13 protein-coding genes are annotated in these 18,462 nt (G+C 56.9%); 2 read left to right on the forward strand and 11 right to left on the reverse strand.

Annotated elements, in window-relative coordinates:
- Window positions 1-52: 52 nt before the first annotated feature.
- The 3 genes from fliM to HFP54_RS09215 form a co-directional block, all read right to left on the reverse strand.
- The gene (fliM, locus tag HFP54_RS09205; protein ID WP_146415480.1) at window positions 53-1,162 is read right to left on the reverse strand and encodes a flagellar motor switch protein FliM; all 1,110 of its coding nucleotides are present in this window, start codon (window positions 1,160-1,162) and stop codon (window positions 53-55) included.
- 236 nt (window positions 1,163-1,398) lie between these two features.
- A complete protein-coding gene (locus HFP54_RS09210; protein WP_168564900.1) occupies window positions 1,399-2,673 on the reverse strand; it encodes a glutamate-5-semialdehyde dehydrogenase in 1,275 nt (424 codons plus the stop codon).
- A 144-nt stretch (window positions 2,674-2,817) separates the two neighbouring features.
- A complete protein-coding gene (locus tag HFP54_RS09215) occupies window positions 2,818-3,117 on the reverse strand; it encodes a DUF167 domain-containing protein (RefSeq protein WP_146415478.1) in 300 nt (99 codons plus the stop codon).
- A gap of 97 nt (window positions 3,118-3,214) precedes the next feature.
- Between HFP54_RS09215 and HFP54_RS09220 the strand changes: the two genes are divergently transcribed.
- Window positions 3,215-4,099, forward strand: coding sequence for a LysR substrate-binding domain-containing protein (locus HFP54_RS09220; protein WP_168564901.1), 885 nt, complete (start codon window positions 3,215-3,217; stop codon window positions 4,097-4,099).
- Window positions 4,100-4,140: 41 nt separating this feature from the next.
- Here HFP54_RS09220 and HFP54_RS09225 read toward each other — a convergent pair whose 3' ends face one another.
- The 5 genes from HFP54_RS09225 to HFP54_RS09245 all read right to left on the reverse strand — a co-directional run bounded on the left by HFP54_RS09225 (window position 4,141) and on the right by HFP54_RS09245 (window position 11,423).
- A complete protein-coding gene (locus HFP54_RS09225; RefSeq protein ID WP_168564902.1) occupies window positions 4,141-5,622 on the reverse strand; it encodes an alpha-L-fucosidase in 1,482 nt (493 codons plus the stop codon).
- A gap of 78 nt (window positions 5,623-5,700) precedes the next feature.
- Window positions 5,701-6,576: a family 16 glycosylhydrolase gene (locus tag HFP54_RS09230; protein ID WP_168564903.1), complete on the reverse strand. Its 876-nt coding sequence runs from the start codon at window positions 6,574-6,576 to the stop codon at window positions 5,701-5,703.
- A gap of 178 nt (window positions 6,577-6,754) precedes the next feature.
- Window positions 6,755-9,301: a beta-galactosidase GalB gene (gene galB, locus HFP54_RS09235; RefSeq protein WP_206036118.1), complete on the reverse strand. Its 2,547-nt coding sequence runs from the start codon at window positions 9,299-9,301 to the stop codon at window positions 6,755-6,757.
- A 166-nt stretch (window positions 9,302-9,467) separates the two neighbouring features.
- Window positions 9,468-10,451 carry a protein-tyrosine phosphatase family protein gene (locus tag HFP54_RS09240; protein WP_168564904.1) on the reverse strand — a complete coding sequence of 328 codons (984 nt, stop codon included), beginning with the start codon at window positions 10,449-10,451 and terminating at the stop codon, window positions 9,468-9,470.
- 105 nt (window positions 10,452-10,556) lie between these two features.
- The gene (locus HFP54_RS09245) at window positions 10,557-11,423 is read right to left on the reverse strand and encodes an OmpA/MotB family protein (protein WP_146416185.1); all 867 of its coding nucleotides are present in this window, start codon (window positions 11,421-11,423) and stop codon (window positions 10,557-10,559) included.
- 143 nt (window positions 11,424-11,566) lie between these two features.
- Between HFP54_RS09245 and HFP54_RS09250 the strand changes: the two genes are divergently transcribed.
- Window positions 11,567-12,916: a DUF6298 domain-containing protein gene (locus HFP54_RS09250; protein ID WP_168564905.1), complete on the forward strand. Its 1,350-nt coding sequence runs from the start codon at window positions 11,567-11,569 to the stop codon at window positions 12,914-12,916.
- Between the two features lie 154 nt (window positions 12,917-13,070).
- On the opposite strand, the gene HFP54_RS09255 is transcribed toward HFP54_RS09250, so the two are convergent.
- The 3 genes from HFP54_RS09255 to HFP54_RS09265 form a co-directional block, all read right to left on the reverse strand.
- On the reverse strand, window positions 13,071-14,009 hold the full coding sequence (locus tag HFP54_RS09255) for a sugar phosphate isomerase/epimerase family protein (protein ID WP_146415472.1): 939 nt from the start codon (window positions 14,007-14,009) through the stop codon (window positions 13,071-13,073).
- Window positions 14,010-14,119: 110 nt separating this feature from the next.
- Entirely contained in the window at window positions 14,120-15,616 is a 1,497-nt protein-coding gene (locus HFP54_RS09260; RefSeq protein ID WP_168564906.1) for a DUF1501 domain-containing protein, read from the reverse strand.
- 96 nt (window positions 15,617-15,712) lie between these two features.
- Window positions 15,713-18,460 carry a PSD1 and planctomycete cytochrome C domain-containing protein gene (locus HFP54_RS09265; protein ID WP_168564907.1) on the reverse strand — a complete coding sequence of 916 codons (2,748 nt, stop codon included), beginning with the start codon at window positions 18,458-18,460 and terminating at the stop codon, window positions 15,713-15,715.
- Window positions 18,461-18,462 lie beyond the last annotated feature (2 nt).

Here is an 18,462-nt window from a genome sequence, read left to right on the forward strand (position 1 = left end):
CGGTGCGTCGCACCCGACGCGGACGTCGGAGTTGAAACGAATCATGCGTCGCCTAGCGTGGTGGAGGACCGCCAGCATTGCGCTGCGGTTTTTCCGCCACCGTGTCGATGCGGACCGCTTTTTTGCCTTTGAAAGCCCCGGCACGCACGTTGAACTTGTGCACGTCCTGGATGGACAGTTCCAAGGAATCAGTGACTTCCTTTTCGGTCGCGATCACATCACCCACGTTCAACGCCAGCAAATCGCTGGTGTTGATCTTGGATCGTGCCAGGGTGACGACCACGTTGACGGGCGCTTCATCCAGGTTGTATTCGATTTGGCGTCGCGATTCTTCGGTCGGTGCTTCGCGTCCGTAACCCACCCAACCATTGCGTGACAGTTGCGAGTTGTATTTTTCGACCGTGTTGAACGGAATACACAGATTTAACATCCCGCGATTCTTGCCGATCACGACCTCAAAGCTGACCAGGATCACGACTTCATTGGGCGGTACGATCTGGACCAGTTGTGGGTTGCTTTCGGTGCTGTCGACCGACAGGTCCAGTTCGATGATGTTCTGCCAGGCATCTTTCAAATGACTCAAGAACAACTTGACGACGCGACCCATCAAGCGTGTTTCGATCTCGGTCAACGGTCGCCGAATGACTTCGCCGGGGACCGGATCGCCACCCAGCATGCGGTCGATGATCGTGTATGACAGTGCCGGATTGACGTCCAGGATCCAGTGGCCGTCCAGCGGTTCGGTGCTGATGACGTTGAAGCAACTGGGGTTGTCCAGACTGAAAACGAACTCGCTGTAGGTCAGTTGGTCGACGCTAAGCAGTTTGACTTCGATCATCGTCCGCAGCATGCCGCTGACCGACGCACCGAAGTTTCGTGCGATGACTTCATGCAGCGATTGCATCGCCCGCATCTGTTCTTTGCCGACCCGTTCGGGACGTTTGAAGTCATACGCCATGACTCTGGCATCACCGACACCGTGGTGATACGGCGCGCCGCTGGGTTGCCGGGACGATGCGGTGCGAGCCCCTGCGGATACCGGTTCGGGCGGACCTTCGTCGGTGAACTTGGGGGCTTCGGGTGGACCGTCGTCTTCCCCCATGCCCTCCATGGCCCGGAGCAGACTTTCGACCTGATTCTGGCTAAGTGATTCGTCCGACATGGCAGCGAAATACCGTCCTGGTTTGCGGGACCGCGGATTCGACAGGCGTGTCCACAGCACCCGCAAAGAATACGCGATGTCGGTCCGGCGATGCGAGTCCAGAATTGCCCGTCATCGCGATCGGCAAACGAGCCGTCGGCAAGCTCGGGAACGCCGTGAAACACGCCATCTAGCACCGTCCGGCGTGCAGAGAATCCCTTCAGGTTGAGATCGTCGATGCGGCCCGTCGGTACCAATCAGGTGCGGATATTACCGTCGCCCTGGACGATGTACTTGTACGTCGTCAATTCACGCAGCCCGCACGGTCCACGAGCGTGAAACTTGTCGGTCGAGATACCGATTTCGGCACCCAGTCCGAACATTCCACCGTCGTTGAATCGCGTGCTGGCGTTCACCATGACCGCTGAACTGTCGACGCCGCTGGTGAATTGTTCGGCGGCCCGCACATTGTCGGTCACGATGGCGTCGGTGTGATGGGACCCATATCGATTGATCAGGCTGACCGCTTCGTCCAACGAATCGACAACGCGGACACTGATGATCGGTCCCAGGTACTCTGCCGACCAGTCGGATTCTTGAGCTTCCACCGAACCCGGAACCAATTTCGCCGCACGGTCGTCGCATCGCATTTCAATCGGGTACGACGACAATCGTTCGGCGATCGCCGGCAGAACCGTTTTCGCAATGTCCGCGTGGATCAACAAGGATTCGCAGGCGTTGCAAACACCCATTCGCTGGCACTTGGCGTTTTCGATGATGTTCACCGCCATCGGGACGTCGGCATTGCGATCGACATAAACGTGGCAATTGCCGTCAAAGTGTTTGATCACCGGCATCGTCGCTTCGCTGGTGACACGGCGGATCAAGCCTTCGCCGCCGCGGGGAATCGCCACATCGATGCAATCGGACATCGAAAGAAACTGGCCCACGGCTTGCCGATCCGTCGTTTGGACCAGTTGGACAGCATCCCCGGGCAATCCGATTTCCCGTGCCGACTGTTGCAGCAATTCGACGATGGCGCGGCTGCTGTGGATGGCTTCTTTGCCGCCGCGAAGGATCACGGCGTTTCCGCTTTTGACACAAATCGCTGCGGCATCGGCGGTCACGTTCGGTCGGCTTTCGTAGATGAAAAAGACCACGCCCAGCGGCACCCGTCGCTTGACGATCCGCAATCCGCCGGGACGCGTGAACCCGTCGATGACTTCGCCGATCGGGTCCGCCAACGCGGCGATTTCGCGAAGGGCTTGTGCAATGCCATCGACGCGATTCTTGTCCAGACGCAGCCGATCCACCGCAGCATCGGTCAAGTTGTAATCGGGGGCCGCGGCCACATCTTTCGCGTTGGCCTGCAGTATCGTGTCCAAGTTCGCGACCAGCCGATCGGCCGAATCGAAGAGCCAACGGTTTTTCAATTCCGTATCGATGTTGGCAAGTTCGTATGACGCTGCTTTGGCTTTCTGGGCGGTTTCAGCACAGTATCCGGCAAGATCAATTTCAGTGGTGGTCGACATGGACGGTCGTTCGAATGTGGGGCGGTCGGCGGTTGAACGTCGTGGTCATTGTCAGTGTGAACCGCGAAAGGGTCAACGCAAGGCGGCCGGATCGCAATGATTCACGGTGAAAGCGTCTGAATCTGAGGGGCTCAAATAAGCGGATCAGGCGTCAATGACGTCTCGCAGACGGTCCCGAAGTTCTGTTTCGGTCATCGATCGCACGGCAATTCGTTTGCATCGACTCGTCTGGCCGCCGCAGATGGCAATGTTCGATTTTGCGATTTTCAAAAACTTGGCCAATCCCTGAATGACCGCCGCGTTGGCTTTTCCGTCTTCCGGCGGCGATGTGACGGCCACCCGAAGTGCGTCGGCGTGGCGGCCCCCGATTTTTGCACGCTTGGCTTTGGGCGTGACGCGAACGTCGAATCGCAGTTCATCGTCGCGTTGTTCGATCGGGATCATGGCTGTGGACGCAATGCGGATCGTGACGTCGGTCGGCTTCGGTTATGATTGCCGTCGGTCTGATCGCTCTATCCTATCGGTCTGTGGCAAAGTGTAAATGGAACTGCGACACCTGCGTTATTTTCTGGCGATTTCCAACCACACCAGTTTTCGCATCGCTGCCGAAGAACTGCTGGTGTCCCAGCCGACACTGTCACAGCAGATGAAGGATCTGGAAAAAGAACTGGGGTGTTCGCTGTTCGAACGCGCCGGACGGGGTATTCGGCTGACTCAAGCCGGCGTGCTGTTCGGTGAATACGCCCAGCGTGCGATCAACGTGTTGGACGAAGGCCAGGCTGCGATCGATGAGTTCGATCAACTGTTGCGTGGGCGGATTCGAGTGGGAGTGGTTCAAACCGTGGGTGCGTATTTGATTCCGCCAGTCGTTGCGGAGTTCAAAAGCCAAAACCCCGGTGTCCAGTTGGTCGTCCACGAATTGTCGGCGGACGACGTGGAAAATGGACTGGTTGATGGCAGCCTCGATCTCGGGATCTCCTTCGAACCGACGCGACGGCAATTGCACTGCCGATGGTTGTTCGGCGAACGGTTCGTCCTGATCGTTCCGGCCGATCACATGTGGGCCAATCGCCGACGAATCCGTTTGGACCAGATGGCGGGAGAACCGCTGTGCTTGATGACCAAAGACTTCTGCACGCGTCGCATGATCGACGCGGCCTTTGCACAGAATGATGTCGAATTACAAGTGGCCGTGGAAATGACATCGGTAGCCGGGTGTCTGGCAGTGACCAACGCCGGAGGACCACCGACGATCTTGCCTGAACTGGCGATGACCGGAACCGACCTGTCGGGAATTCGAATCGAAAGTCCGATGATCCGACGCAGCGTTTGCCTGTTGCAAGCTAGTGAGGAGGCGTCGATTCGTGCGACCAGTGAATTCGCCGACGCCGTGATCCATCATGTCGGTGCGGCGGCGAGCGGATGATCCACCGCCGCCACCGCAGTACGACGCAAGCAAAATGGGGCCTATTCCGCGGCGTCCAATTCAAAGCCGGTCAGCTTGAAACTGTACGCGCAATCACAGGGCAGATCGTCAGCGGTGATTGCCGGCATCTGGATGGTCAGCTGACCTTGGTCGTCCACTGCGTAAGCCAGTGTGCCGTCATGGCCCAGCAGTTGTACCGCGGCTTGGTCGCCCGCTGATTTCACACGGACCGATTGCAGCTGGATCGCGGATTCGGGCCGCCCCAGCGTGATCGCATAAACGGTGGTGCCGTCTTTACTTTGTGTGTACCGAACATCAGCGGCGGAGTATTCCAGCTTCAAAAATTCGCCGTGCTTCTTGAATCCGCCTTCGGGTTCGACCGTGGGTCCTTCGCCGTACGCCTTCCAGGGGCGTGTCGCATAGATGGCTTCGCCGTTGACGTCCATCCATTCGCCCAGTTCGGCCAACACTTGGCGTTGGTCGTCGGGGATCCGGCCGTTGGCCATCGGTGAAATGTTCAACAGGACGATGCCGTTTTTGGCCACCGTGTCGACCAAAGCATGAACCACCTTGCGCGTGGGTTTGATTTTCAGTGAATCGGTATAGCACCAACTGCCCGTGCTGATCGTGTCGTCGGTCATCCAAACCTTTTCCGCCGCGCGTGGTTCACGAGACTTTTCGTGGTCCAGCACGCTCATGTCCAACGGCAAATCCTCCTGCTTGCGAACGATCACCACGTCGCGATCCCAGGTCTTTGCCGCGTTCAGATAATAGGCGGCGAACTCCTGGCGATAGGTCTCGGGGATCCGGTCCAGCCAACTGTCAAACCAAATGATGTCGGGTTGATATTGGTCGATCACTTCGGCCAATTTGTCCAACCACATTTGATGGAACTGCTCCGCCGGCATTTGGGCGTACAAGATCGCGGTTTCATCGTTCTCATTGGCCGATGGATAATCTTTGACCATTCCCTCAAAGTGGCCGTAAAAATTCCGAGCATGATGGAACGTGGCGATGGTTTTCATACCTTCGGCACGGATCGCTTCGGTCAATTCACCCAGCAGATCGCGTTTGGGGCCTTTGTCCACGGAGTTCCAGGGTGTCGCCTGGCTGTCCCACAGCGAGAAACCATCGTGGTGTTCGGCCACTGGTCCGGCAAAACGGGCCCCCGTAGCTTTGAACAGCTTGGCCCATTCGGTCGCATCAAATTCGGGCGTTTGCCACTGGTCGACAAAGCGGTGATAGCCGTATTTTCCCGGATCGCCGTAAACATCCACATGATGCTTGTTGACCTGATGGCCTTTCAAAAACATGTTGCGCGGATACCACTCGCTGCCATAGGCCGGAACCGCGTAGACGCCCCAGTGGAAATAGATCCCCAGCTTGGAATCCTTGAACCACTCCGGGGCCTCATCGTGTGCGGCCAATGATTGCCAATCGGGCTTGAAGTCTTGGGCTGACAGTCGGTTGGAAACGCTTACCGCAGCGGCAAACGTCATCAAAGCAAATGCAATGTGTCTCATGGATCGTGTTGCTGGATGGAAGGTGAGGATTGGAAAACCAATAACGTTTCCGCGGTGACACCAAGTCAAACGATGGAATCACCACGCTGTTTGATCATGTTGGACGGGTTCCAGTCGGAATCCATGAACCCAGTCGTAATAGGTCGCGTTCTTTGTGTCGTCGCTTAGTTCTTTCGGTGTCGGTGGTGTTTCCCAGTTGTACGTCTCGGTGACCATGTTCAACTGCATCGGGTCGGTGAACGGTTCGCTGACGATCGACGTGTCCGGGTGAAGTGTGAACTGAAATTCATCGTTGTGATAAAAGTGCGCCGTGTTGGCATCGACCCACCAGACGCCGTAAATATGGAATTCGTCGGCGGCTGATACCTTGAATTCGCTTTGGCCGGGTTGAGACTTCGAATATTTTTTGCCGTTCTCGCGAATCCAAACGTGCGTGTTTGAAAACATGCCGAACGGTCGATTCGGATGCTTCTTAGGACCACCGATGGTTTCTTGGACATCCAATTCTTGCGCGATCCAGCGATCTCCTACTTTGCGTCCACGATTGGAAAACCAAAATGTGGATGACATCGACACCTGCGATGCTTTCATGCGTACTTCGTAGTACCCGAAGTGTGCTTGATTGCTTTTGGAGCAAACCGCGCCGCCTGCGATGGTGTATGGCCCATCGGGGTGGTCCAGAACGCTGTTTCGAATCCGCAGTTTGCCGTCGACGATCGATACCGCCGAAGCCATGAACTTTGCCGGGGATCGTCCTTTCCACGTCGGATGGTGGTCGTACCACTTGTCAGCGTCCAATTGGTCCCCGTCGAATTCGTCGGTGAACCTTGGATCGGGAACCCACCGATAGCCTTCCGGTGGTGTTGGTGGTTCCGCAACAGCGATGGATTGGAAAGCAAAAAGAAACGCCAGGGCGGAAAACAGGAATCGATTTGGAACGGTGAGCAGTGTCATGGAAGACCTGGGTGGGAATGGGAAAGGCGGGAAAGGTTGACGCGTTGAATCAAACGGCGTCAGGTTTCGACGGAAACCTATGTTGGTTTCCGCAGGAAAGCGGGTATGGATGCCTGCAAAGGCGATGCATGCCCGCCCGTCAAGCGAAGCAAAAACGCAGTCGCTTGAAAACGTTCGATCAATCGTTGCGGGTCGAATGCAAGGTCAACGTCGACGGATCAAGCCCTTCGGAGGTGGCAGTGATCTTGATGTCGCCGGCGGTGTCCGCTTTGGATCGCACGATCAGCATGCACAAACCGTTAAATGCGTACCGCTGATCCGCTTGGAACGGTTCGGTTGATGCGGGATTTCCGTTGCCGACCGCTGCGATTTCAGCAGGTCCTTCGATGCTGAACTTCACCAAGTTGTTGGCCCGCGGACAGAAATTGCCTTCGCCGTCTTGGATCTGAACCGTGACAAAAGACAGGTCCATTCCATCGGCGGCGATTTCGGATCGGTCGGCCGAAAGCCGGATCTGTTTCGGGTCGGATGCGGTGACGAACTTTTTATGACTGACCGATTTTCCGTCGACATATCCGACGACCTCAATGGATCCCGGCTGATAGGGAACGACCCACTGCAGCCGATATTTCGAATCATAAGTCTGCTCGGGGACCACCTTTGCCGACATCGGCAGCGTGACAGGGTCACTGAAGCGAGCTTTGCGTCCCTGTGATTCGCCGTTGACGATCAACTCGACTTCGTCGCAATTGGTATAGCAGACCACGGGTGTGTCTTTGCCGATCCGTTCGGGCCAGGTCCAGTGCGGCAGGATGTGAACCATCGGGGTGTCGGTCCATTGGCTTTGATACAGATAGAATCGGTCCTTGGGAAATCCACAAAGGTCAACGATTCCGAAAAACGAGCTGCGTACCGGCCAATCGCCATTCCAATAGCCGTTGGTTGAATTGTCACGACCGCCGTACGGGGTCGGTTCACCCAAGTAATCAAAGCCGGTCCAAACGAATTCACCCAGAATGTTCGGATTCTCTTCCAGCGACTGAAACTCAAAGTCTGGCGGGTACGCCCACACCGGGCCGATGAAGTCATAACTGGTGACTTGTTTGGACGGGTGGGTGTCGTATTTCACCAGCGGAAAATGGTATTCGCCGCGTGTGCTGACACAGCTGCTGGTCTCCGATCCACACATGATCCAATCGGGATGGTTCTCGGTGACTTCCTGGTATCGCATGGGCTTGTAATTCCAGCCCACGACATCGACTTCGGCGGCTAATCCATTCACTTCGGCGCCGGGATAATAGTTGAAGCCGGCTGCGACCGGTCGTGTCGCGTCCTGGTCATGGCAAATCTCAGTCAGGCGTCGGGCCTGTTTCCAGCCGTCTTTTCGCCCTTGCTCTAGGATCTCGTTACCAATGCTCCACATGATCACGCTGGGATGGTTGCGGTCACGAAGGATCATGTCTCGCAAGTCACGCTCGGACCACTCGTCGAAGAATTTGTTGTAACCGTTCTCGACTTTGGCGATTTGCCACACGTCAAACGATTCGTCCATCACGACCAACCCCAATTCGTCACAACATTCCAGTTGCTCGGGCGAAGGCGGGTTGTGGCTGGTTCGGATCGCGTTGACCCCCATCGATTGCATGATTTCCAACTGACGCATCGTGGCGCGTCGGTTGACGGCTGCACCGAGTGGACCAAGGTCGTGGTGCAGACAGACGCCTTTGAATTTGACCGATTTGCCGTTCAGGACGAATCCGTTTTCCGCGCTGAAATCGATGGTGCGGATCCCGAATCGCGTTACATAGCGGTCCAGGACTTCCCCGTCGGCCGAAACGATTTTGCTGACCGCGTGATAAAGGTTCGGTTGATTGATGTCCCACAGCTTTGGCTGATCCACGTTCAATTCGGTCGAAACGGTGACCGCCTTCTCTGGTTTCCCTTCGATCGACTGTGTGGACTGGGCGATGGATTGGCCGGTCGCATCCAAGATGGTTGTTTCCAAAGCTCCGGTGCAATTGCCTGCGTCGGTGCATCGTATGCTGGTTTCGATCGCGACAACCGCCTGTTCCGCGACAACCGCCTGTTCCGCGGTGACCGTTGGAGTCGTGATTGATGTGCCCCAGTGATCGACGTGCATCGATGACTTGCGATCCAACCAAACGTTCCGATAGATGCCCGCACCGGGGTACCAGCGTGACGACAGGTCTTCCGGGGCAAGGCGAACGGCGATGACGTTGGCTTCGTCACCGAAATTCACATGTCCGGTCAAGTCACAGACAAAGCCCATGTAGCCGAACGGTCGTTGACCGACTTTGTGGCCGTTCAACCAGACTTCCGCGTTGTATATCGCGCCGTCGAATTCGACGCTGATGTGTTTACCGCGGTCGGATTCCGGCAACGTGAACGACTTGCGATACCACCCGATGCCGTGGAACGGCAGTCCGCCACAGCGGGCGTTGTATTGAATGTCAAACGGGCCTTCGATCGCCCAATCATGTGGAAGGCTTAACTGACGCCATGATGCATCATCGTATTGGGCGTTCTGTGCGTTTTCGGCGGCGCCACGATGGAAACGCCAATCGTTGTTGAAACTCTCGCGTCCCATGCGTTGAAGGTTCTCGGCCGAAACGATCGACGCCATCAACACCATACATGCGCTCACCAGCAGTGGCAGTCGCCATCGTCGGTAAACACGAAACTGAAATCCGCTCGATTGTCGCATCGTCGGCAAATCCTTCGGGTGGGGAAAAGATTGGGGCAAGGCCGAGCGATGCGAATCTTCCAGACGTTCGACAACGACGGCGGCGGGGGCCAAGTCCGTATCATCGTCGAAGTGTTAACAATTTGAAAGCGTCGGAACAGACTGTCGCAGGTCCCCGGACGAAGTCTTAGTGATCCGACGGAACGTCACGGAATTGCTGGTGGCAGACACGGCAATCGTGTGCGATCTCTTCGATTCTGCGGAGACTCGTCGCGGCGGCGGACCGGTCCAGTGACGCCCGCGTTACCGCTTGCCGGAGCGCTTTCGCATTCGCGATGGATCGCTGTAATTGTTCGACAAAGTCATCGCCGAGCGATTCTTGCCGGGCAATGCGGTCGGCTTCGACAAAGGCTTCCATCAACAGCAATGCTTGGTGATCTTTGTCGAGGTCAGGATGGTTGGCGGGCGGTTCCCAATCATTCGCGGCGATCCGACGCAGGTGCGACAAGCGTGTTTCCAGGTCGACCATCAGTTGGGCCATCGCGGGCACATCAGCAATGCTGGGAAAGGCGACGCCGCTCTGATTCAACACTGCGTCGGACAAGGGATGTGCGTCGGCAACGGATGCAAACAGTCCGCGATATTGTGGGCCCGTTCCGGCGATGCGAAGTGTCTGGTCGGCCTGGTTTTTGTTGATCAGACCGGCGCCCAAGCAGGCCACTGCGGCGGCGGCGGGGCTGCGATGTTTGCCGTGATGACAATGAATATAGATGGGGGCCGGCAATTGGTTGACCGCTTGGGCCAATTCCAGCGAACGTTCCGTAGGGATGCCGTCATAGCCGTGAGGCAAATGGACGTAACGCAGTCCTTGTCGTTCGGCGGCATCGACGTCGGGCAACGCAGCATCCACGCTGATGACTGTGCGGATGCCCAAGGCGGCCAATTCCGCGAACGCTTCGTCGTTTTCGGGCAACCCACCGGAAAACACCCGGTCGTGCAACTGTACTAAGTTGGGAACATAACGCGTGGGCATCCTCTGTGGACGCGGGACCGACGCGTTTTTCTCAGGCTGGTCGGCAGCACTGTGTGCGATAAGGGTATTGCCGATGAAGATGAACAGCATCACAGCAGCGATTGCCGCCTTGAATGTTTGCCCCAAAAACATGCCCATCAAAGTGTCCCATTGATCCGGTGCCTTACCTAGGTCGCTGGGACTAGCTTAGTCGATTTCAGATCGGCGTTCGTGGTTGCGCGAGCGCGAGCGGGTCTGAGATGCTTAGAAGGTTTCCGGATAGACGACCAATTCAATCCGACGATTGGCCGCGCGACCGGCGGGGGTGTCATTGGATTGCCGTGGATTGTTGGCACCTTGTGCGACGGTGAACAATTGGTGGATCGGCATTCCCGCACGGCGGACCATGAAGTCCAGTACGGCACCCGACTGTGCGGCGCTTAACTGATGGCTGGTCGCGACATCGCCGCCATAAACTGGCGAATTGTCGGTGTAACCTTCCACGGCGATGCGTTGTCGTGGGAACACGGTGCGCAGTTGAGCGGCAACGGGATCCAAGATTCCGGCCGCTTGCGGGATCATCTGGCTGGTCCCCGCCCGGAACAACTGATCCGCGGGCAAGATGATGCGAACCACGTCGCCGTCCGGCTGGACGGCCAAGTTGGGAAGGTTCAGCCGCGATGCTTGCGCGGACAAATTGGTATTCGGCCGAATGGTCGCGCCGCCACGCATTTGAGTAGACGCTTGAAAACTGCGGACCTGATTTTCCGCCTGGTTCGCAGCCATTCGTGCGGATTCAAACTGGTTGGTGACCTCGGCAAGCTGCGTGCGTACCAGTCGCAATTCGTCTTTATAGACCTGAGCCTGCTGTTCGCTTTGGGCCAACTGCGTGGTCAGCTGGCGATTGTTATCGTCCAGCAACTGAACGCGTCGGCTGAGTTCGGCGATCTGGGCCTGCGTGGGATTGTTGGCCACCGCGACGGGTTGCCCCTGCCATGCGGCACCGCCGGGGGTGGCCAAGTATGGATTTTGTGTACAGCCGGACACGACCGCCGCAATCAGCCAGACGGACAACAGCAGCGCAGCACGCACGCGACCAGGCGAATCCTGGGGGCGGCGTCGGGCGTTCATGGCAATGGGCGTTGGCATCGTAAAGGGTCCGTTCGACCGTCAATGCGGTCTGTCGACGGGGCTGATAGCATGGGACTTTAGAAAATCTTTGAAAAACGTCGCAAGAGCATTCGTTTCCCACGAATCGCAGGTGGAGACGCACGATGACAACGAATTGGTATCACTGGGCAACCGCAACGGCACTGGTTTCAAGGCGACTGGTATGCGCCGGGGGCCTCAGCTTGGCGTTTGCTGCGGCGGTTTGCCCGGCGACTGGGGCGCAAGAATCTCGAACCGATCAACGGGGCATCGAACCTTGGGACGACAACCGTTGGTACTGGTCATACCGTGGCGAGCCCGTGTTGCTGCTGGGCGGAAGCGATGATGACAACCTGTTCCAGTGGCCCGCCGATGAATTGAAAGCCCAGCTGGACCGCATTCAAGCCGCCGGCGGCAACGTTGTTCGAAACACGATGTCTGATCGGCCCGATCGTGGTACCGAGGTCTATCCGTTCTTGCGGTTGGACAATGGCAAGTACGACCTGTCGCGGTGGAACCCGGAGTACTGGGAACGCTTTGAAAGATTCCTACGTTGGACCGCCCAGCGTGACATCTTTGTGCAAATTGAAATCTGGGATCGGTTCGACTATGCGGACTTGGCCGGTCGCGGACCACGACGCTGGATCGACCACCCGTACAACCCGGCAAACAACGTGAACTACACGTTTGACGAATCCGGATTCGCCAAAACCTATCCCGACCATCCCGGTCAAAACAAACAGCCCTTTTTCTTCACGACGCCGCGGCAACGTGACAACCAAGTCGTGCTGAAATATCAGCAGCGACAAGTCGCCAAGTTGTTGCAGCATTCCTTGCAATACGACCACGTGCTGTACTGCATCGATAACGAAACGAGAGCACAACCACAGTGGGGACAGTACTGGGCGGAGTTCATCAAGCAACACGCCAAAGATGCCGGACGTACGGTCATGGTGACCGAAATGTGGGACGACTGGAATTTGTCGGCCACGTCACACCGGGAAACCTTCGACCATCCGGAAATCTATGACTACGTCGACGTGTCGCAGAACAATCACAACAGCGGTGAAAAACACTGGCAGAACTTTTTGTTCGTGCGTGACTATCTGAAAAGTCAGCCGCGCCCGATGAACACCACCAAAACCTATGGGGCCGATGGGAACAAGTTTGGCCATCGTGACCAAGACGCGATCGAACGGTTTTGGCGTCATCTGTTGGCAGGGGCCGCCTCGATTCGATTCCATCGTCCCGATTCGGGAATCGGAATCAACGACAAAGCGGTGACATGCTTGCGGGCGGCTCGTGACGTGGAGCGATTGGTGCCGTTATGGGATGTGAATCCTATGAACGATCTGTTGATCGGGCGTCAAGCCAACGAAGCCTATGCCGCCGCGGGGATGGACGGCCAAACGCTGGTGATTTTCTTTCCCGCCAATGCCACCACCGCCGAAGTCGCGGTGCGCGACACGGGCTAGCGAACAGCGGACTGGATCTCCATCGACACCGATCAGCGGATTCAAACCCGCATGGGGAACAAGGAACTGATGCGTCTGCGACCACCGAGCGGCGGAAATTGGGCGTTGGTGCTACGCGGTGAGGTGCACGCCGAACGCTGACACGATGCTCGGGTCATGAAAAGTGTTGCCGAAGCATGGCCAGACTTTTCGGAATGGCCGTCGCATGGTCTTCACTGCCTTCGAATTCCAGGCTGATGTAACCACGGTAGTCCACTTGCCGCAGAATCGATGCGACACGTTCGTAATCAATGTCCAATGTGTACCACGTCCCACCGCCAAAGTACGTTTTGGCTTGTACAAAGACGGCTTCGGGGGCCAATTGCTCGTACTGGCGGTACTGATCTTCCAAAAAGTTTCCCGTGTCCAACGTGGCTTTTAACCACGGCGAATCGACTTCGCCGATGACACGCAGAACACCGTCGGCGGTTCGGCCAAGCCCCCAGTGATTTTCCAGTCCCATCACGACGCCACATTTCTCTGCGGTCGGCAAACATTTTTCAAAGGCGTCGCGAACCCAAGCGAATCCTTGGTCATCGGTGTAGCCATCCAGCGTGGGTTCGATTCCACGGTTGGCCATCAATTCGTCAAAGCTGCCAGATGTTCCCCAGCGACCGGTGTTCACGCGGATGGTGGGAATGCCCATCGCATAGGCCAATTCGATGCACTCGATCGTGTGATCGATTTGTTGCTTCCGTTTGTCGGCATCGGGAGTCACAAAAGACTGGTGCGTGGACAACCCGCACAAATCCAGTCCTAGGCGAAATGCACGTTGTTTGATCTTTTGCAACATCGCATTGGATTGATCTTCCATCTGCACGTGCAAGATTTCCACGGCATCAAAACCGGCATCGGCCGCCAGTTCGATACACCGCGTGATGGGCAACTTGGTGTCATCGCGGTACCGCCAATAAGAATAGGTGGATACCGCAATCGGGTTTCCACGTTTGATGCTGCCGGGATCAGCGGCGACCGCTGGCCCGGTCTGCCCAGCAATGGTGGACGCCGCGGCCAAAGCCGCGGTGGAGTGAAGCAAATGTCGGCGATGGATCATGGCATTGTCGGATTGCGATGAACGGGTATTCCGGGAAGCACGACGTGCGACCGTCGTCCCTGGACGTTATACCTGTCATCGCCAAACGATGGGCGATGATCCGTGGCGAATCAGGCCAGAATGTCTTTCACCACGTGGCCGTGGACGTTGGTCAGGCGTCGTTCCAGCCCGTTGTGGTAATACGTCAAACGCTCGTGATTCAGGCCCATCAAGTGAAGCAGTGTGGCGTTGAAATCGTACACGGTTGTTTCGTTGCTGGCGGTCTTGAATCCGAATTCATCACTTTCGCCATAGCTGAATCCCTTCTTCACCCCGGCCCCGGCCAAGAAGCATGTGAAGGCGTCGGGGTTATGGTCACGCCCGGTCCCATTGGCTTGCAAGAAAGGCATCCGTCCGAATTCCGTGCACCAGACCACCAGCGTGTGTTCCAACATGCCCCGCTGTTTCAAGTCGGCAATCAACGCAGCGGTCGGCTGGTCCATGATCTCCGCCTGCATCGCATGCGTTTTCAAGATGTCCGAATGCGAATCCCAGTTGGTGATGCCGTTGCCGCCGGCCGGGTCGCTGCCGTTGAACAACTGGACCACACGAACGCCACGTTCCAACAGACGGCGTGCCAGGATGCAGTTGTTGGCATAGGCACGTTTCAGTTCGGTGCCGGTTTCGGTTCCATAGGCATCGTGAACGTGCTTTGGTTCGCCGGCAATATCCATCACTTCGGGAACGGATGTCTGCATGCGGCCGGCCAATTCATAGCTGGCAATTCGCGCGGCCAAGTCCGCATCGCCCGGAAAGCTTTCCAGGTGATCGGCATTCAGTTTGCGTAGCAGATCCACGCCCGCCTGATCGGCCCCGGGGGTAAACCGGTCGGGACGGTGCAAGTTGGCCGGCGGGTTGGATGCGGTAAAATCGGTGCCTTGGAAAGCCGCCGGCAGAAATCCACTGCCGAAATTATTCTTACCACTTCTCGCAAGCCCACGCGGGTCGTTGATGGCCACGAACGCCGGCAGTTCTTCCGTTTCACAGCCTAACGCGTAAGTCACCCAAGCGCCGAACGACGGAAAACCCTCCATCGTAAAACCGGTGTTGAAAAAGTTTTCGCCTTGCGGGTGCGCGCTGGTTTGGGTCGTCAGCGAATGAACGAAACAAAAGTCGTCGACCATTTCGGCCAAGTTTGGCAATAGATCCGAAACCATCTTTCCGGTTTCACCGCGGGGACGAAAATCCCAGAAAGGTTTGGCGATGTTTCCCGTCGGGCCTTCGAAAGTGACCGCGGGGATCCCCGGTGGTTTTTGACCGTCCAGATCGTACAAGGCTGGCTTGTAATCGAAGGTGTCGACGTGGCTGACCGCTCCGGGCAAATAAATCACCAGGACTTGTTTGGCCGGCATTTCAAAGTGCGGTGGCCGCGACGCGTAGGGATTCTTTTCGTCGATCTGGGGCCGGATCGGGCCCAAGCCATCGGCGGCATCGCTGGCCAACAAATTGTCACGGGCCAGCAATTGTGAAAGAGCCAAACCGCCAAGGGACATGCCGGTCTGGCCCAAAAACGAACGACGGTTCAAAAGCGAACGTCCGATCGGACTGATACGTTCAGGCAAGTTCATCGATTGCAATCTTTGGTTGAAAATTCAAGGTCATCACGGCCACCCCGGTCGATCTCCCGCCGGGCCGACGGCCACCGTCGCGTGATTCGCGGGCGGTCAAGGCAGGAACGCGAATTCATTGGTGTTGAACAAGACGCGGCAAAGCAGTGCCAAATCATGTTGCCGGACCAGTTCGATCGATGATTGCAATTCGCTTTCATCGGCGTCCCGGCAAAACAGCAGTTGATAGCAGCGTTGGACTTGCGATTCGGTATCGTTGCCCGCTTCGCGTCGCACCCGTTCGGCCATCGCTTCGGATTGCGTGACCACGAACGGGCTGTTCATCAAATTCAACGCTTGCAGCGGCGTGGTGCTGACCGGACGCTTGGCCCGAATCTGACCGCAATCAGGAAAGTCAAACGCCGTAAAGATGCGATCGTCGACACGACGCATACGTTCTTGATACAGCATTCGCCGCCAAGTCGGATCGCTGTAATTGTCGATGACCTCCCACTGGGCGTAGCGTGCTTTGACGTTATGAATGCGATAGCTGGGGCCGCCGACGGTGTCATCCAGGTTACCGGCAGCCAACAAGATCGAATCACGAATCACTTCCGCCTCCACGCGACGGGGCGGAAAACGCCACAGCAGTTGTGCCGATGCATCGACACGCATTCCGTCGTCGTTGGGCAACGATGATTGACGAAAGGCATCCGACATCACGATCGAGCGGATCGTTGATTTCATGGACCAACCCGATTCGATGAACTGTTCCGCCATCCAGTCCAGCATTTCCGGATGCGTCGGCGGTGCGCCGGCTTTGCCAAAATCGCTGGGCGTGGGAACGATCCCGTTGCCGTACAAGTGATGCCACAAACGGTTCACCATCACTCGCGCGGTCAACGGGTTTTCCGGTTTTGTCAGCCAGTGTGCAAATGCAAGGCGACGCTCGGGGCCCGATGCGTCGGCCGCGACATCCAATTGACCGTTCAGCTTTTCGGGTGCCGCTGGGTTGACTTTTTTACGAGGATTCTCAGGGCTGCCACGCGAAAACACAAAGGTGTCGACCGGTTCGATCAGCTTGCCCAAAAACGCCATCTGGGGCCCCTGGGTGGACAACTGTTCGATGGCCTGCTGGATGGTGTCGACCAGTGCACTGCGATTGGAATCGTCTTGGGTGCGTTTGCGCATCATCGACGTCTTGGCAAACGTTTTCCAATTCCCGTTGGCGTCGCGAAACTGAATCGCAAAGTCGCCGTGCATGTTCTTGTTCAGCTTGTCCAGGTAATCCGTTTCAAAGAAGTCTTCGCGGTTGGTACTGATTCGAATCTGATCGATGGTCGTGTCTTGGGCGAAGGTGTAGTGCAGCCACGGGCGTTCCTTTTGTCCGCTGGGGTTCTTCGCACGCCAGACTTGCGTGCCAAAAACACCATCGGCCAAGGATTCGGGGTTTTTACCTTCGATATGGGTGGCCGGATTGTCCGTGACGACGGTGCCATGGTCTGCTTTGGCGACGTTTCGGGACGAATCACCCGCTTCGAAAATTTCCAGTTCGTCGGCTTGGACCCAACCCTTTTCGAATTGGATCCGCATTTCACGCACGGTCTGTGGTGGGAAATGAACTTCTTCGAATCCGGACCAATCTTCCACCCACGCCCAACCTTGACGCCGCATTTGTGATCGAATCGCATCGATGTCAGCGGTCAATTCTTCGTGGCGAATGACTCGGGGGTGTTCGGGGGAAAGTTCGGGAAACCGGCTGCCGAATTCGATGTCTTGAAAGACGGCCGACAAGCGATAGTAGTCCTGGATCGAAATCGGATCGAACTTGTGATTGTGGCACCGTGCACATCCGATGGTCACACCCATCACCGAAGCGCCAACGGTTTGCAGGATTTCGTCCATGCGGTCGGCACGAGCTTGACGAATCGCCGTGGGTTCCTGGCCAACGGTTGCCGCCGGAACGTGGGGGCCGGCGACCAGATAGCCGGTCGCGTCACCGTGTCCCAAAACATCACCGGCAATTTGTTCGGTGATGAATTGGTCATAGGGTTTGTCTTGGTTGAACGCGTCGACGACATAGTCGCGGTACATCCACGCGTTCTTGCGATACAGATTGCTTTCGCTGCCGTTGGTTTCCGCCCAGCGAATCACGTCCAGCCAGTGTTGTGCCCACCGTTCGCCGAAGTGCGGCGAATCCAACAATTGTTCGACCAAGTGTTCATAGGCCGCGTCGGCATCCTTGGCGTATGCATCGACGAAGGCTTGTGATTGCTGGGGTGTCGGCGGCAACCCCGTCAACGCGATGCTGACGCGACGAATCAATTGTCGCGGCGGAGCTTCGGGGCTGAATGCCAGGCCAGCTTCATCCAATTTGGCCTTCAGAAATCCGTCGATCGAATCGTGGTCGAACTCTGTTTTCAAGGGCATGAATGCCCAGTGATCGATCGTTTCATCGACCACGTCGTCCATCTGGCCGGGCCACTGCGCACCCTGTTGGATCCAACGCCGCAGCAAGTCGATCTTTTCGTCCGACAGTTTGTCATCGTCCGGCGGCATTTCCATGCCAGGTTCCGCGTGCGTGACCACCGTCATCAGATAACTGCCGTCCGGATCACCGGGAACGACCGCGGGTTGCCCATAGTCGCCGCCACGCAACATCATCGCCCGACGATCCAGACGCAGTCCGGATTCCTGTTCGTCTTCGCCGTGACAATACTGGCAATGGTCTTCGAGGATTGGCAGGATGTCGCGTTCAAAGTCGACACGGTCGTCGCTGTGGGCCGACGGACCGCCGACCCCTGTGGCAATCGCAAAACCTGCAATGACCAATAGGAGCCGTGTCGTCGGGAATCGGAAAATCATAC

The sequence above is a fragment of the Crateriforma spongiae genome, assembly GCF_012290005.1.
Lineage (GTDB): Bacteria > Planctomycetota > Planctomycetia > Pirellulales > Pirellulaceae > Crateriforma > Crateriforma spongiae.

Excerpts from the sequence above, each read along its gene's own strand:
- fliM (WP_146415480.1), bottom strand. The coding sequence starts at position 1,162 with ATGTCGGACGAATCACTTAGCCAGAATCAGGTCGAAAGTCTGCTCCGG.
- HFP54_RS09210 (WP_168564900.1), bottom strand. The coding sequence starts at position 2,673 with ATGTCGACCACCACTGAAATTGATCTTGCCGGATACTGTGCTGAAACC.
- HFP54_RS09215 (WP_146415478.1), bottom strand. The coding sequence starts at position 3,117 with ATGATCCCGATCGAACAACGCGACGATGAACTGCGATTCGACGTTCGC.
- HFP54_RS09220 (WP_168564901.1), top strand. The coding sequence starts at position 3,215 with ATGGAACTGCGACACCTGCGTTATTTTCTGGCGATTTCCAACCACACC.
- HFP54_RS09225 (WP_168564902.1), bottom strand. The coding sequence starts at position 5,622 with ATGAGACACATTGCATTTGCTTTGATGACGTTTGCCGCTGCGGTAAGC.
- HFP54_RS09230 (WP_168564903.1), bottom strand. The coding sequence starts at position 6,576 with ATGACACTGCTCACCGTTCCAAATCGATTCCTGTTTTCCGCCCTGGCG.
- galB (WP_206036118.1), bottom strand. The coding sequence starts at position 9,301 with ATGCGACAATCGAGCGGATTTCAGTTTCGTGTTTACCGACGATGGCGA.
- HFP54_RS09240 (WP_168564904.1), bottom strand. The coding sequence starts at position 10,451 with ATGGGCATGTTTTTGGGGCAAACATTCAAGGCGGCAATCGCTGCTGTG.
- HFP54_RS09245 (WP_146416185.1), bottom strand. The coding sequence starts at position 11,423 with ATGAACGCCCGACGCCGCCCCCAGGATTCGCCTGGTCGCGTGCGTGCT.
- HFP54_RS09250 (WP_168564905.1), top strand. The coding sequence starts at position 11,567 with ATGACAACGAATTGGTATCACTGGGCAACCGCAACGGCACTGGTTTCA.
- HFP54_RS09255 (WP_146415472.1), bottom strand. The coding sequence starts at position 14,009 with ATGATCCATCGCCGACATTTGCTTCACTCCACCGCGGCTTTGGCCGCG.
- HFP54_RS09260 (WP_168564906.1), bottom strand. The coding sequence starts at position 15,616 with ATGAACTTGCCTGAACGTATCAGTCCGATCGGACGTTCGCTTTTGAAC.
- HFP54_RS09265 (WP_168564907.1), bottom strand. The coding sequence starts at position 18,460 with ATGATTTTCCGATTCCCGACGACACGGCTCCTATTGGTCATTGCAGGT.